A 14,777-nucleotide genomic window follows, 5' to 3' on the forward strand; every position below is an offset into this window, starting at 1 on the left:
TTGGAAGCCCTATGGTTTCTCGGGGGGAACCGGGTCGTACCCGTGATCGCCCCAGGGGTGGCAGCGCAGAAGGCGCCGCAGCCCGAGTCGAGTCCCTCGGATCGGTCCATGGAGCGCTATGGCCTCATGGCAGAAGACGGAGCAACTGGGTGCGAAGCGGCAATGCGCGCCCAGAAGCGGCGAAAGGGCGATCTGGTAGATTCGAATCAAACCCATCAGAATCCTTGCGGAAACGGTCGCGACTTTTTGCCCGAGGCTCAAGAGCGGGCCTCGGCAAGCAAAATGGCCTGAATTTCCGCCTGAATCTCGCGGGGCAAAAGGTCAGCAGAGCCTCTCTGGGCGATAACCAGAACTTTGCCTCCCAGCGGCATCTTCTCCCGGATATGCCGGAAGCCTTCGCGAACGCCGCGCTTGATTCGATTGCGTGCGACGGCGCCTCCGATTTTCTTGGTCACCGTGATCCCCAACTGCACGGGGACTTCACCTGCGAGATGGCGTACGAACAAAAAGTTCTTACTCCGCATACGTTTTCCCGTATGGCGTAGGGCCAGAAACTCGCGCCTTTTCCGCAGCCGTACCTCTTTGGGGAAGGAATGCGACCGGGGAAAGCGGGAAGCTCCGTCGGTAGGCCGCACGGCCAACCTCAGCGGGCTTGCTTCGGAGGAATCGAGACGGTGAGACGCTTGCGTCCCTTGCGGCGACGACGTTTGATCACCTGTCGTCCCGTAGGAGTGGCCATACGGGCACGGAAACCATGGGTGCGTTTTCTGCGGCGATTGCTTGGCTGATACGTGCGCTTCATCGATCTTTTCCGTCGTTTCTCAGAGCTGGGCTGTTCCCGTCGGGCATGGAACGGCCAAGCGGAAAGGGAACCATTCGAAAGGCCCGGTGTCAATGCCGTCCGGGCGGCTTTTTCTGGTGGAGGTGACGGGGCTCATGTGGATGGGTCTGGGTCGGTTCTAGGAGAATTCAGGCTTTAATTGTCGACTCATCAGGTCGACCATCGCAGCAGATGCGGTTTTATTCTCGAAGAGAAGTGCCCTCATCTGGCTGGTAATCGGGAGTTCAACTGCGAGGTCTCGGGCAAGGTCATCGATCGCAAGGGTATTGCGAACGCCCTCGGCGACTTGCTGCATATCGCCAAGGATTTCTTTCAGGCTTTCGCCCTCGCCCAATCGCAGGCCCACCGAGCGGTTGCGAGAAAGGGAGCCCGTGCAGGTCAGGACCAGGTCGCCCATCCCCGAGAGACCGGAGACCGTCAGGGGATCGCCGCCCAACCGAGCGGCGAGGCGACTGATTTCCGTCAGGCCTCGGGTGATGAGTGCGGCACGAGCGTTATGTCCCAGCCCCAGACCATCACTTACCCCGGTTGCGATCGCGATCACGTTCTTCACCGCACCGCCAACCTCGACTCCGATGACATCATCAAGGGCGTAAACGCGAAACATCGCTGATGCGAAATAGTGCTGCACGAATTCGGCATGCGCCATATTGCTCGCAGCGGCCGTAAGCGCCGTAGGCATCGCTTCAGCGACTTCGCGGGCAAAGCTCGGCCCCGAGAGGACGGCGACCCGTTCTCCGGCGCCGGTCGCCTGCGAGATCACCTCGCTCATCCGCTGTGCGGTCTCCTCCTCGATTCCCTTTGAGGCGCTGACAATGATCGCTGTGTCGGCAATCCAGGGCCTGGCCCGCTCGAGGGTTTCGCGAACGGCATGTGAGGGAACGGCGCACACCAGAAGTTCGTCGGCTGCGCGGACGACCGCCTCGAGATCCGCGCTCGCGTGCACCCCTTCGGGAAACGGACATCCGTTCAGGTACCGCTTGTTCTCCCCGGTCCGCTGTATCTCTCCGATATGAGCGGCGTCACGAGCCCAGAGCGACACGGAATGGCCCGCTCGGGCCAGCTGCATCGCCAGCGCTGTTCCCCAAGATCCTGCACCGATCACCGAAGCACCCATCTCGACAGGCTGGCATGGGATCGATGGATACATCAAGCCCACGCGCCATTTGTTCGCGCATGATAGAGTCAGGCAATGTCCGTGGACGTCTCTCCCAAGGCTGCGGAAAGCGGTCACGATCGCGCACCACGGGTGCGCGTACTGCGGTCCGCTGATTTGCCGGCGGTCGGGGATATTTTCCGGGAAGCCTTCAACCAGATTTATATTCGGCGGGGTTTCGAAAAAGTTGTGAGGGACCCGGATACCGGCCTCGCGATCGCACGAGCGTATCTGGCCCATGATCCCGAGCATTGTCTCGTCGTGGAATCAGAAGGCGTCGTCGCCGGTAGTGCCTTTCTCCACCCGCGCGGGAATGTTGCCGGTGCAGGACCGATTACCGTAGCGCCAGCATTGCAGGGTTCCGGACTGGGATCGCTTCTTGTGGATGAGTTGTGTCGGCGAAGCGATGCGCTCGGTGTGCCATCGCTTCGTTTGATTCAGGATGCGTTTAACGAAGAAGCCTATGCTCTCTATAGCTCCCGAGGTTTCGTGGTTCGCACCGTTTTTGCCCGCGCCAGTTTTCGTTCGGAGGGTGCGGCGAAACCGATCCTCTCGCGGGGTGCCCGTTTCTCGGATCTCCCCCGGATAGGCTCTCTGGAACAGGATATGCTTGGGTTTGCGCGCAGGCGTGACTATGAATTGCTTCGCCGCCTTGGCGAGATTCGTGTTCTCGAGGGTCGCGATGGCCTCGAGGGCTGGATTGCCAGAATGGTACAAGGTCGAGCCGCGGCCATCGGTCCGGTTCTGAGTCGCTCGAAGGCAGGTCTCGAGCAGCTCTTGCTTGACGCCACGTCAGACCTGGCGGCGGGGACTGAAGTCCGGTTTCTGCTCCCGTCAGGCTGCCGGGTATCGGTGCCCGGTCGAGTCCGGCTGCACTCCTTGTGCAACTATATGGTACGAGGTTCGTTCGCGGGTCTGGCCCCGAATTATATTCCCACACTTTTTCCCGAGTCAGGATGAGCCTGATCCGGTGGCGTTCCAACTTCGGCGAACACCAGTTGTTCCTGGCCGTAAGAGAATTCAATGTCAAAACAAAATACTTTGTTGCTGCTTATGGTGCTGTCATTTTTTCCTGGCTGTGCCGGCGGCCCACAGGGACCGATCGCAGGAGGGCGCTTGGTTGGGCTCCCGGCTTCGGGTGCGATCCATGACTGGAACTTTGCGTCGCCCGAGGAGTACGTCGACCTCGAGGTTCGCGGGACAGACCCCTACTCCGTGACGATTCATTACTACGTTGTCGATGGTGCGCTTTATGTGGAGGCGGGTGATAATTATTGGAGTCGCTGGCGTCCCATGCTCTGGGCGGATCCAATCGCTCGGGTTCGCTTTGACGGCAGGGTCTACCCGGTGCGAGCCGTGGAGGTCACGGCACCTGCAGAGGTCGCGCGCGTGCTTCCCGAGTTCTACAAAAAAGATCGTGATGAGCCGAGTGCAGCATGTCGGGTGAACTGGGACCCCGATGTTTGCGCGTTCAAGGGGCGGTTCTACAGACTCGATTCACGGGGCTGAGGAGACCTGCGCGTTACTGGGCCACGACGATCTCTGCGTCCGTCTTCTCGGTGGCTGTCGGAATCAGTTCGGTTGTTGGTTGTCTCCGTTCTCGGAATTCGGGTGCCGGTGCCGTCGGGCGGCTCGGAATGGATTGCATCATCTCGAGCATTTGTTTCGCGCTGACATAACCCACAAGCCGCTTCCTCTCGCGTCCGCTGGCATCGTAGAAGATAATCGTCGGAACTCCGGAGACTCCGAACTCCTCGAGGAGTTCGGTATTCTCGGTACTTTCCTCGGTGACATCGGCTTGCAGCATCGAGAAGCGCTGTGATTCTCTCGCTACGATCGGATCACGAAAGGTGGTGTTCTCCATCTCGACACAAGGCAGGCACCATTCGGCACCGAACTCGACGACCGCGGGGCGTCCGTTGTCGATGGCGCTGGAGAGCGAGTTCGGAGAGAGAGGCGTCCATTGGAGGCTCGCGGCCATCGGTGCGCCAGGAAGGGCCAGCCAGATCCCGAGGGCTAGCCCGGCGACGCCGAGTGCTCGCTTGGCGCGCCGGAAAGCGCCCAGCCCATTGCCTGCGGGTTCCAGAAAGCCCAGATAGATACTGCCGGCAGCGACCAGCAAGGGAAGGGCAATTTCTTCGATTTCCTGAGGAATCAGAGGCGTCAGAAAATAATAAGCCATTCCGAGTAAAAGTACGCCAAAAAGTCGGTTGGTCCAACGCAACCATTCGCCCGAGCGTGGCAGGTTCGAGATGGAGCCCGCCGCCGAAGCCAGACCGATATAAGGCAGACCCATGCCAAGTCCCATGGCCGCAAAGAGCGAGAGCCCGAGCACCAGATCTTTTTGGCTGCCGACGTATACCAGCAGACCAAGCACCACGGGTCCGATGCAGGGGGCCGCGACAATGCCCATCGTCAGACCCATCAGAAAAGCGCCACCCTGACCTGTTTGTGCGGAGCCGACGCGGTTGACCAGACCCGATGGGGCTCGGAGCTCGTATAGACCGAAGCACGACCCCGAGAGCGCCAGAAGGACGCCGGCCAGTCCGAGCAGGACCAATGGGTTTTGGAGGGGTGCACCGAACAACCCGCCAGCAAGCGCGGCCGAGGTGCCGAGCAGGGCAAAGCTCAGAGTGATGCCCAGCACGTAGAAGATCGAAAGCCGGAAGCTGGAGGTGCCGGAATCGCTCTGGCCGCCAAAATAGGCGAGCGTGACCGAGATCAGCGGATAGACACATGGCGTGAGGTTCAGCCCGAGACCGAGCAGCAGCATCATCCCCAACTTCGCGGGCATGCTCGCACCAGTCAGCCACTGTTCCAACCAGCTTGGGTCGCTTGGATTCATTCCGGATGGCGCGGCTTTCGGGGCCGGCGCGGCTTCGGAGCCGATCGTGATCCGCACCGTTTTTGGCGGCAAGCAGTTCTGGTCATCGCAGGCCTGGTAGCGCAATGCGACTTCAATCGGCTGTGACGCAGGCGGCGAGGCGAGAGCGGTCATGAAAAAGGTACCCTCGTAAACCAGAAGTGTCTTCCCCGGAGCAAAGGCGAACTCTGCCTCGAGGGGATCGGGGTATTCGAAGTCTGCGAAGGAAACCCCCGGGCTCACCAGAGAGAGAGTTGTGGGGATCAGCCATTTTTCAGCCGGGAGGTGAGCGTTGACGTGAAAGCCGTGTGCAATGGTCGCGCGCACCTGCACCAGGGAGGAACCGTCCCTTGCCGGTGCGAGGGTCCCGCTAATCTCGACGATCGGTTCTCGAGCCGAACTCGGGGAGGCAGAGCCCAGGGAAAAAACCAGAAGCAGCCCGATCCAAAGCCGGACAAGCACCCGATTCGATAAGGCCACGCGCTGGACGATGTCGGCATTGCTCATTTCGTGCTCTCTCTTGTCAGGATCGCCTCGACACCTCGCACCCAGGCGCGTTGCGTCTGTTGGGGACTGCGATCGAAGGCTCGCCGAAAATGCTCCCAGGATTCAACTGAAGTCACGCTGGCAATGAGGGCGACGGTATCCTCGGCTTCTGCCTCGGTCAGCGTCGAGATCTCCGGGGCAAAGTGCTTTCGTGCTTCCTGGGCCATCACTCTTCGAACGGTGTCAATCATCTCGGCTGCGCCCGGGTCGCGCAAGGCCAGGCTGCGTTGGAGTTGCGCCAGAAGATGGAGTTTCTCGGTCGCCGCAAACCGACTGGCGACAAAGCGATCGACGCGTTCTTTTCGCGTACCATGCCCCGGATCTGCAATCGGGATCAGCGGAAAGCGCTCAATCATGCGCAGAAAGGCCGCCGCACGAAGTTGGTCCAAAGTGTCAAAATAACGAAAAAGAGTCGCTGCGGAGATCTCGGACCGCTCGGCGACCAGGGCTGTGGTCGGCGGCAGATGGCCCTCGAGAACCAGATCGATGAACGCATCGATGGCCTTCGCTCGCCGAGGGCTTTTGTCGTCGTCGGGTTTTGCGTTGACGAGTTCGTTGATCGCGGATTCGTACATTGCGCCTGCTGATACCTGATGAGAGTACCACTCTCATCTTGATTTGAGAGTCTCACTCTCACTCCGTGATGTCAAGATTTTTGGTCGGGAGGCGGTCTTCGGAGGTCCCCGCGGGGCCTGTCCCCGGTTCTATTTGCTCGAGTCCAGAGGGACATGCTCGACGATTTCGAGTCCATAGCCGGGGAGATTTACGAGCCTTCGTGGATAATTCGAAAGCAGACGGATTTTGCCCAGGCCCAGATCGCGCATGATTTGTGCCCCGATCCCGTACTCCCGAAACTCCTGGAGAGTGGCACCCGCCATGGTGCTCGGTCCCGATGTGTCGTTGTCCCCATCCGTTCCGGCGGAAGCCGCTGAGCTACCACGCGGCGCGAGCATATCGCTGCCGTGCTCTCGTTTGAGATAGAGAATCACGCCGCAGCCCTCTTCGGCGATTCTTTCCATCGCGCGATGCAGCAAATTACCCGTGTTCCGACTGGCCGAGGCAAAGACATCCCCGGGGAGATATTCCGAATGAGCGCGGACCAAAGTGGGTTGGTCGGGCTGAATATCTCCCTTGACCAGAGCCATATGCTCCCCGCCGTTCACGTCACTGCGGTACACGCAGGCTCGGAACTCGCCCCCGTAGCGGCTCTCGATCGGAGCTTCGGCGACCTTATGAACCAGAGAATCATGCCGCAGTCGGTATTGGATCAGGTCGGCAATGGTCACGAGTTTCAAATTGTGGAGAGCTGCAAATTCTCGTAATTCCGGAAGGCGCGCCATGGTGCCGTCCTTGTTCATGATCTCGCAGATCACGCCGGCGGGACGAAGTCCGGCCAGCCGCGCCAGATCGACGGCGGCTTCGGTTTGTCCGGTTCGTACCAGAACTCCCCCATCGCGTGCCCGGAGAGGAAAGATGTGGCCGGGTGTTTTCAGATCACTGGGTTGTGCCTGGTCAGCACAGGCGGCGAGAATTGTTGTCGCCCGATCACTGGCAGATACGCCACTTTGAATCCCGACGCGTGCATCAATCGATGCGGTGAAGGCGGTTTCCAGTGGTGCGGTGTTTTCGGTGGCCATCATGGGCAGGCCCAGAGTTGCCAATTTATGTCCCGTCACGGGCATGCAGATCAGCCCGCAGCCTTCGGTCGCCATGAAATTGATGGCTTCGGTCGTGACCTTTTCGGCGGCCATGCAGAGATCGCCCTCGTTTTCGCGGTCCTCATCATCCATGACGATGACCATGCGGCCCGCGCGGTACTCGGCGATGGCCTCCTCGATGGTGGCAATTTCACCAGGCGCGGTCACCTGATCGGTCAAAGTGTCGGATGAGTTTGTGGACATTCTTACTCGAATGAACCTGCAGCGTGCCCGTCTTGCAAGGGGGAAAATCCATCGAAACTGCAGGACTTGATCTTCTGGCCGGAACCGGGCACCGACTGCGGGATGGCTGGACCATTGGAAGGTATTCAAATCGTGGAGTTGGGTTTCTGGGTAGCGGGTCCCGCGACCAGCGGGATTCTTGGAGATTGGGGGGCGTCGGTGATCAAAATCGAGCCCCCGGTCGGTGATCCGATGCGGGCGGTTCTCTCGACCGCAGTCGGCATCGATGTCCCGATCAACCCCGCTTTTGAACTCGACAACCGTGGCAAGCGCTCCATCGTCCTCGATCTGAAAAAAGAACAGGGCCGAGCGATTGCCGGCGATTTGATTGAGCAGGCGGATATTTTTGTGACGAACCTTCGTGCGGGTGCCCTCGCCGGTTTTGGGTTGGACTACGAATCGCTTTCGGCACGAAATCCCCGCCTGATCTACGGGGCGGTGACCGGTTATGGCAGTGGGGGGCCCGACAGTGATCGCGCCGCATACGACATCGGAGCGTATTGGGCTCGCGGTGGCGTCGCCGCCATGCTCACGCCCGAGGGCCATGAGCCGCCCGTGCAGCGCGGTGGCATGGGCGATCATACCACCGCGATGACAGCGGCTGCAGCGATCAACGCGGCGTTGGTTGCCCGGGAGAGGACCGGCAAGGGGCAGTACCTCGAGACCTCACTTTTGCGGACCGGCGCCTATACCGTTGGCTGGGACCTGGCGACGCGTTTGCGCTTTGGTCGCTTGCAACCGCCGAGCGACCGAAGCGAAGCGCCGAACCCGATTGCGAATTCTTATCGCGCATCCTGCGGGAAATGGTTCTGGTTGATCGGCCTCCAGGCAGATCGGCATTGGCCGGATGTTTGCCGGGCGATGGGACGCGAGGATTTGATCGACAGCGAACGGACGAAAGATATCGTCAGGCGTCGAGAGAATGCAGGCTACGTGGTCGGTCTTCTGGACGAGATCTTTGCTACGCGCACCCGGGCCGAATGGGGCGAGCTTTTCGATGCGGCGGGGGTCTGGTGGGCGCCGGTCCAGGATTGCAATGATCTGGCGCAGGATGCGCAGCTTAGAGCCACGGGAGGCGTTGTTCCGTTCGAGAGTGGCGAGGGTCTCCCCGAGCAAGTTGCGACGCCGGTCGATTTCGCCGGGACACCGAATGTCTTCGCGACCACGGCACCCGAATTGGGGCAAAATACCGAGGAAATCCTTCTCGAGATGGGTCAGGGTTGGGAAGAGATCTCGGTTCTCAAGGAACGCGGGGTCATCCCCTAGTCGGGTCGGCGGGGGGCTTCCAGCAGAGGTTTTCGGACCATCGAAGGGAGAGTTTCGTTCCCTGCTCTATCCGCGGTTGCCCGGGTACGGGCGCAGGCCCAAAAGAGTCTCCGCTCTTTCGGTCAGCGGCTTGGCTGCCAACCCGGTGTCGGTGAACTCGGAGAGGTGGCCAACCACCGAGGCGTAGACAGCTTCTCTGGTCTGACCCGTGTCGATTTCAATGCATAGCCCCATGCTCTGGAAGAGCTCGACCGTCGGTAGAGTTTCGGCTTTGAACGTATCGAATCGCAGCTTCATGCTCGCGACGTTATCGTCGCTGCGACCAGAGTATTTCGCACGGCCCATGATGCGCTTCTCGAGGATATCGTAGGGACATTCGAGGTAGAGCATTTTGGGTAGCTCGGTCTCGCGGCCGAAGATTGCGTACCAGGCCTCGAGGTTGTCCAGCGAGCGCGGGAAACCATCGAGCAGAAAATTCGTTTTGCCGGTGGTTCTGGTGATCGATTCCATGGCGTCCTGCAGCAGGGTGACGACGATTTCGTTGGGCACTAATTTCCCATCGGTAATGAACTCCTCGATGGTTGTGCCGGTTGGCCCTCCGGCCTCTCGTGCGGTGCGCAGCAGATCGCCGGTGGACAAATGAGTCCAACCAAGTTGTGACTCCGCGAGTTCACACATGGTTCCTTTTCCCGCGCCGGGACCTCCCAGAACAAAAACAACGTTGGGCTTCGGGCAAGCCTCTCGGGGATCGCAGTGGTGGACGACTAATTTGGGTGCCGGAGCGACGCCCATTTTATAAACGTGCCACTCCGTTTGCGTGGGCGGGAGTTCGTCCTCGCAGGTCATATCGTACGCGAGGTGCCCATCCAGACGGCAGATTCTCCACGATTTGTAGCTGTCGGAATAGGAGATGGCCGGGCTTCGGGAGGATTTCCCATCCGCTCGATCCCATGCCATCCGGCCATTCCAGTAGCCGGGGCTGGATACGGTTCCGGATTCGGATTTCTTCGCGGGTGCTGTGGAAGGCACGAAGAGGCCGTCGACCTCGGGAAGACCGGAGCCAGACACCTCGATAAAAAACGTATTCGGCTTCAACGTGTTCATTTCAAGCATTCTCAAAATTTTCGGTAGTTGAACGGATTCGAAATAGCATTCTGCAGATCCGTCCGAAAGGCTGTTTTCAGGCGACCTCTGTGTTGGAATCGGAAAAGGGCGAGGGCGAATATCAGGACATGCAACGGGATCCCGAGAGGGGCAGGCTCATGAAGGCCCTCTCCGATCGCGAGGCCTCGGTACCAGGGCATCGTTATGGCCGTCGTCTCGAAGCCCGGAAGAAGACAGAGCCCGTGAAACGCCCCCCCCCCAATTGCGATCGTCGTTAGAAACCTGTTCATTTTCTGACCACTGATTGCCGCAACGCCGGAATATCGACTTGACGGCCAGGGATTCGCGAGCGATCGAAGCGGAAATATGACGATTCCTTCCATCACCTCATTCTACAGTGACGCTTTTGGCGAGGTTGCGGGGCTGGTCGACGTCGGTACCGCGATAGCAGGCGATCTCGTAGGCGAGCAGCTGCATGGGGATCGTCAGCAGGATCGGAGCGAGCAGGTGATGCGCTTGGGGGATGGTCACGACCTCCCAGGCAATCTCTTCGAGCTCGGGTGTCGGCGCATCGGTGATCGCGATGATGCGTCCGCCGCGCGCCTCGACCTCCTTCAAATTTGAAAGTGTCTTGGGATACATCGGGTCCCGCGGCAGGAGAACGACCACAGGTAATTGCTCGTCAATCAGGGCAATGGGTCCGTGTTTCATCTCACCCGCAGGATAGCCTTCGGCGTGGATGTAGGAGATCTCCTTCAACTTCAGGGCTCCTTCGAGCGCGACTGGATAGTTGACGCCGCGACCGAGGTAGAGAAAGTCCTCCGCATGACCATATTTCCGGGCGATCTTCGAGATCTGCTTGGAGCACTGCATGGACTCGGTAACGAGTTGCGGCAGGTTCACCAGATTGTGAACGAGCGCCCTGCCCTTCTCTTCATCGAGTCGACCGAGGTGTCGTCCGACGTGCAGGGACAGTAAATAAAGGGCAGTGAGCTGCGTGGTAAACGCTTTGGTGCTGGCGACCGAGATTTCGGGTCCGGCGTGCGTGTAGAGCACGGCATCGGATTTTCGCGCGATCGACGAATCGACGGCGTTGCAGATCGAAAGAACATGGGCGCCCTGCTCTTTCGCTTCTTCGACAGCGGCAAGTGTGTCCGCGGTCTCGCCGGACTGCGAGATGGCCAGCAAGAGTGTGTCCGGCCCGAGAATGGGGTTTCGGTATCGGAACTCACTGGCGTAATCGACGTCGACCGGAATGCGGGTCATTTCTTCGAGAACGAATTTTCCGACCAGGCCGGCATGCCAGGATGTGCCGCAGGCGGTCAGGTAGATTCGTTTGATCTTGGACCAATCGGTTCCCAGGGCTTCGATCTCGGGAAGCGCGACGTCGCCCTTTTCCTGACGAATGCGTCCCAGCATCGTATCGATCAGGGCCTGAGGTTGTTCGTCGATCTCCTTGCGCAAGAAGTGCTTGAAGCCGCCTTTTTGTGCGGTCACCGGATCCCAGCTGATATGCGTGGCCTCGCGCTCGACAGGTGTTCCGTCAAAGGTACTGACCACGACACCTTCGCGGGTAACCTCCGCCATTTCGCCGTCCTCGAGGTAAAGGACTCGACGGGTATGCTCGAGAATCGCCGGCACGTCCGAAGCGACGAAGTTTTCTCCTTCGCCCAGGCCAATCACGATCGGCGTCGCAGTTTTTGCTGTCAGCAGGCGGCTGCGGTCGTCGTCGGACAACACCACGATGGCAAAGGATCCTTCGAGTTCCTGCACGGCGGTGCGCGCCGCTGTCATGAACTCCATCCCTTCGTCCATATGATGGTCGATCAATTGCGAGATGACCTCGGTGTCGGTTTCCGAATGGAATGTCCGGCCGCGATCTTCGAGAGACTTTTTCAACTCGAGAAAGTTCTCGATGATGCCGTTGTGGATCACAACGACCTTCCCCGCGCGGTGCGGGTGGGCGTTTTCTTCACTAGGCGGGCCATGTGTTGCCCAGCGCGTATGCCCGATGCCGATGTGGCCGGCCAGCGGCTTCTCGGACAAGGCATCCTCGAGGTTGGCCAATTTTCCGACGGTGCGCCGCATATCGATGCTGCCGCTTCCGTTGAGGGTGGCGACGCCGGCCGAGTCGTAGCCTCGATATTCCAACTTCCTGAGGCCGTCGACCAGAATGCGGCTGGCATCCTGATCACCGATATAACCCATGATACCGCACATGAACCGGGAATCCTTCTTTCTGAACGAATCTTCGCCCCCAAGCGGGTCGAAGAGTTTTGCTGAACTGGAGAGAGACTACCCTGAGTTCTTCGACACGGGCAACGCGCTAGTTTAGTCGGGCTTTCGGACCTCGGATCTATTTTCGCTTGCGGGCCCGGAAAGTTTCGACCCACCCTTCTCTCTTCTTGTCAGGTTTGGGATTGAAGGCGAGCGCGCCTGCGGGCACATCGTGGCGGACGGTTGTCCCCGTCGCGACGTAAGCATCGTCGCCGATAGTGACAGGAGCGACCAATTGGCTATCACTGCCGATCTGGACCCGATCACCGATGGTGGTCTGATGCTTGCCGAACCCGTCGTAATTGCAGGTGATGGTCCCCGCGCCGATATTGGACTCGCTTCCGATTTGAGCATCGCCCAAATAGGCCAGATGATTGGCTTTGGTGCCTCGACCGAGCGTAGACTTCTTGACTTCAACGAAATTCCCGACATGGACATCTTGTTCGAGGTGAGCGCCTGGCCTCAGGTGCGAGAAGGGGCCGAGAACAGCGCCGCTTTCGATCTCTGCATCGTCGACGACGACGTTTTGTCGAATCAGGACTCGATCGCCGACACGGGCGTTCCTTAGATGAGCATTCCCCAGAAATTCGCAGTCGACCCCGATTTGCGTCGCGCCTCGGAGTTGGACCTGAGGTCCGATCACGGTGTCAGCGCCGATTGTGACCTCGGTTTCGATCAGAACGCTGGTCGGATCGAGGAAGGTGACGCCGGCATCCATGTGTTTGGCCACGGTCCTGTCGCGCAGCACGGCCTCGAGTCGGGCCAGGTCGGCCCGTGAGTTGATCCCCTCGACTTCGGCTGCCGGGACGATCTGGGTAGCGACTTTCAGCCCCTGTTCGACGGCGAACGCAACAATATCGGTGACGTATAGCTCTCCCTGAGCATTATTGGTCTCAAGGGCCTCCAGCGCGGGAAAAAGCAGGTCGCTGGAGACGCAGTAGATTCCCCCGTTCGCCTCGCCGATGGCCAACTCTTCTGGCGAACAGTCGCGAGCTTCCACGATTCGTTGCACGGCACCCTCGGGGTCGCGCACGATCCGCCCGTAACCCATGGCGTCGTCCAACTCCATGGTGAGCATTGTCAGTGCCGCTTGCTCGTTCCGGTGCATTTCAAGGAAACCCGTCAGGGTTTCGGTCGTGAGCAACGGCGTATCTCCGTAGGTAATCAGCACATCGCCAACGAAATCCTGCAGGCAGGTTTCCCGGGCGATCTGCACGGCGTGACCAGTTCCGTTCTGTTCTTCCTGCAATGCAAATTCGGGCCCCTGCTCGTCCACCACTGCCCGCACAGCGTCTGCTTGGTGCCCGATGACGACGACTGTGCGCGCCGCGCCGAGCGGACGAAGAGCCTCGAGAACGTGGAGCAAGAGCGCCTTACCCCCAAGAGGGTGAAGAACCTTGGCTTTTTCGGAACGCATGCGCGTTCCCTTTCCTGCCGCCAGAACGACCGCGGCGATGGGTTTTTCCTGCTTCACGCCTGCATCTCCCCTAGTTGACCACAAACCGGGTTTTCGGTCGGGTTCGGATAAACCTTTATCGGCAAGGAAACCCTGCAGGTTTCCGTGCTGGCTGGTTCTCGGATGCCTGTTTGGACACCTTGAAACAAAGCATGCATCAAGCGAGGTCCCGGTAGCCACCCCGGAAATAGATCAGGGGATTGGCCTCATGGTCCATCTGCAGATCCTTCACTTCGCCGAGGAAGATCGTATGGTCACCCGCATCGAAGGATTCCCGGACCTCACAAACCATATGCGCGACCGAATCCCCTAGGATCGGGGCGCCATTTTCGGCAAGGTGGTAGGCTACACCGGCAAATTTGTCCGGACTTGATTTTGCGAAGGTACGGGACAGCGATTCCTGCTCCTTGGTGAGAATATTTACGTTGTATACGCCGGAGGCGAGCAGGGCAGGATGGCTTTCCGCTTTTTTGTCGACACAGACCAGGACCAATGGGGGGTCGAGAGAGACGGAACTGAAGGCATTGGCGGTCAGGCCGAAAAAGGCACCTTTGTCGTCGTGGGTGGTGATCACGGTCACCCCGGTGGCGAAATGCCCCATGACGGTGCGAAATTCGTTGGAATCAAATGACATTCTCGGACTCTCCTTGGGCGAGTGGTTGGCCTCTGCAGCGGTTGTAGCTGCGCTTTCCCTCGCTTCGCAACGAAGGAACCTGTAAGCGCGAAACTGTGAGGCGGTTTTTCGCACTTTTCCGGCTTTTCTGCCTGTTGGCGTTGGCCGCACCGACGATGGCGGCCGACATCGCGGCGGCGGGCCTGATTCCTGCCGAAGACAGGCGACCTCTCGCCTGGGCTGCCGAGGAGCCTGTCTTTGTTGTGGTCGAGCGTAGTTGCCGAACGGTCACCGTGTATCGGAAAGGTCTCTGGCACCGAACCTATCGCGGGGCCGTTTTTGGCCGCGGCGACGGCTCCAAGGTGCATGAAGGAGACCGGCGCACACCGAACGGATTGTATCGGATTCAGAGCCGCCGGCTGCACGGTCGCTGGTCCCGGTTTTTGCTGCTGGATTATCCGAACAGTAATGATCTTCGCACGAATCAGGCGGCTCGGGCTGCCGGCGCAACCGATCAGGGCCCCGGAGGTGAGATCGGGATCCACGGCAGCGATGAGCCCACCCTGAACCGATCTGACGTCGACTGGACGTTGGGGTGCATCTCGCTCCTCGATTCTGACGTCGAGGATTTGTATCGATGGGTGCCTGTGGGGACGCCCGTTTGGATTCGTCCATGAACTTCGCCGGTCAGACCTTGTTTCGCGGCTAGGGGACT

At 59.6% G+C, this 14,777-nt stretch carries 15 protein-coding genes; 4 read left to right on the plus strand and 11 right to left on the minus strand.

Translation table 11 applies throughout. The features are described from left to right. Window positions 1–9: 9 nt before the first annotated feature. The 4 genes from yidD to P8K07_13290 all read right to left on the minus strand — a co-directional run bounded on the left by yidD (window position 10) and on the right by P8K07_13290 (window position 1,958). Window positions 10–216 (minus strand): membrane protein insertion efficiency factor YidD, encoded by a 207-nt coding sequence (yidD, locus tag P8K07_13275; protein MDG1959487.1) that lies wholly within the window; start codon window positions 214–216, stop codon window positions 10–12. A 41-nt stretch (window positions 217–257) separates the two neighbouring features. Further along, window positions 258–635 (minus strand): ribonuclease P protein component, encoded by a 378-nt coding sequence (gene rnpA, locus P8K07_13280; protein MDG1959488.1) that lies wholly within the window; start codon window positions 633–635, stop codon window positions 258–260. 8 nt (window positions 636–643) lie between these two features. Further along, on the minus strand, window positions 644–802 hold the full coding sequence (gene rpmH, locus P8K07_13285; protein MDG1959489.1) for a 50S ribosomal protein L34: 159 nt from the start codon (window positions 800–802) through the stop codon (window positions 644–646). A 157-nt stretch (window positions 803–959) separates the two neighbouring features. Beyond that, window positions 960–1,958, minus strand: a complete 999-nt coding sequence (locus tag P8K07_13290) for an NAD(P)-dependent glycerol-3-phosphate dehydrogenase (GenBank protein ID MDG1959490.1) — start codon at window positions 1,956–1,958, stop codon at window positions 960–962. A 75-nt stretch (window positions 1,959–2,033) separates the two neighbouring features. On the opposite strand from P8K07_13290, the gene P8K07_13295 reads away from it, so the two are divergent. Then, window positions 2,034–2,957 (plus strand): GNAT family N-acetyltransferase, encoded by a 924-nt coding sequence (locus P8K07_13295; GenBank protein MDG1959491.1) that lies wholly within the window; start codon window positions 2,034–2,036, stop codon window positions 2,955–2,957. Between the two features lie 63 nt (window positions 2,958–3,020). Next, a complete protein-coding gene (locus P8K07_13300) occupies window positions 3,021–3,506 on the plus strand; it encodes a hypothetical protein (protein ID MDG1959492.1) in 486 nt (161 codons plus the stop codon). A gap of 13 nt (window positions 3,507–3,519) precedes the next feature. On the opposite strand, the gene P8K07_13305 is transcribed toward P8K07_13300, so the two are convergent. The 3 genes from P8K07_13305 to ribB all read right to left on the minus strand — a co-directional run bounded on the left by P8K07_13305 (window position 3,520) and on the right by ribB (window position 7,307). After that, entirely contained in the window at window positions 3,520–5,367 is a 1,848-nt protein-coding gene (locus P8K07_13305) for a cytochrome c biogenesis protein CcdA (protein ID MDG1959493.1), read from the minus strand. Continuing rightward, window positions 5,364–5,981, minus strand: a complete 618-nt coding sequence (locus tag P8K07_13310; protein MDG1959494.1) for a TetR/AcrR family transcriptional regulator — start codon at window positions 5,979–5,981, stop codon at window positions 5,364–5,366. The genes P8K07_13305 and P8K07_13310 overlap by 4 nt, the downstream gene beginning before the upstream one ends. A gap of 129 nt (window positions 5,982–6,110) precedes the next feature. Continuing rightward, window positions 6,111–7,307 carry a 3,4-dihydroxy-2-butanone-4-phosphate synthase gene (gene ribB, locus P8K07_13315; protein ID MDG1959495.1) on the minus strand — a complete coding sequence of 399 codons (1,197 nt, stop codon included), beginning with the start codon at window positions 7,305–7,307 and terminating at the stop codon, window positions 6,111–6,113. Window positions 7,308–7,409: 102 nt separating this feature from the next. Here ribB and P8K07_13320 point away from each other — a divergent pair, with 102 nt between their 5' ends. After that, window positions 7,410–8,612: a CoA transferase gene (locus tag P8K07_13320; GenBank protein ID MDG1959496.1), complete on the plus strand. Its 1,203-nt coding sequence runs from the start codon at window positions 7,410–7,412 to the stop codon at window positions 8,610–8,612. 66 nt (window positions 8,613–8,678) lie between these two features. Here the strand turns inward: P8K07_13320 and P8K07_13325 are convergent, their stop codons facing one another. From P8K07_13325 to P8K07_13340, 4 genes are all read right to left on the minus strand, one after another. Beyond that, window positions 8,679–9,725, minus strand: coding sequence for a nucleoside monophosphate kinase (locus P8K07_13325; protein ID MDG1959497.1), 1,047 nt, complete (start codon window positions 9,723–9,725; stop codon window positions 8,679–8,681). Between the two features lie 378 nt (window positions 9,726–10,103). Continuing rightward, window positions 10,104–11,936, minus strand: a complete 1,833-nt coding sequence (glmS, locus tag P8K07_13330) for a glutamine--fructose-6-phosphate transaminase (isomerizing) (protein MDG1959498.1) — start codon at window positions 11,934–11,936, stop codon at window positions 10,104–10,106. A gap of 136 nt (window positions 11,937–12,072) precedes the next feature. Further along, complete coding sequence (gene glmU / locus P8K07_13335; protein ID MDG1959499.1) at window positions 12,073–13,467, minus strand: bifunctional UDP-N-acetylglucosamine diphosphorylase/glucosamine-1-phosphate N-acetyltransferase GlmU; 1,395 nt, start codon at window positions 13,465–13,467, stop codon at window positions 12,073–12,075. A gap of 139 nt (window positions 13,468–13,606) precedes the next feature. Next, window positions 13,607–14,083, minus strand: a complete 477-nt coding sequence (locus P8K07_13340) for a flavin reductase family protein (GenBank protein ID MDG1959500.1) — start codon at window positions 14,081–14,083, stop codon at window positions 13,607–13,609. Between the two features lie 95 nt (window positions 14,084–14,178). Between P8K07_13340 and P8K07_13345 the strand changes: the two genes are divergently transcribed. Further along, window positions 14,179–14,739 (plus strand): L,D-transpeptidase, encoded by a 561-nt coding sequence (locus P8K07_13345; GenBank protein ID MDG1959501.1) that lies wholly within the window; start codon window positions 14,179–14,181, stop codon window positions 14,737–14,739. Window positions 14,740–14,777: the final 38 nt, after the last annotated feature.

This window comes from Candidatus Binatia bacterium, assembly GCA_029248525.1.
Taxonomy (GTDB): domain Bacteria; phylum Desulfobacterota; class Binatia; order UBA12015; family UBA12015; genus UBA12015.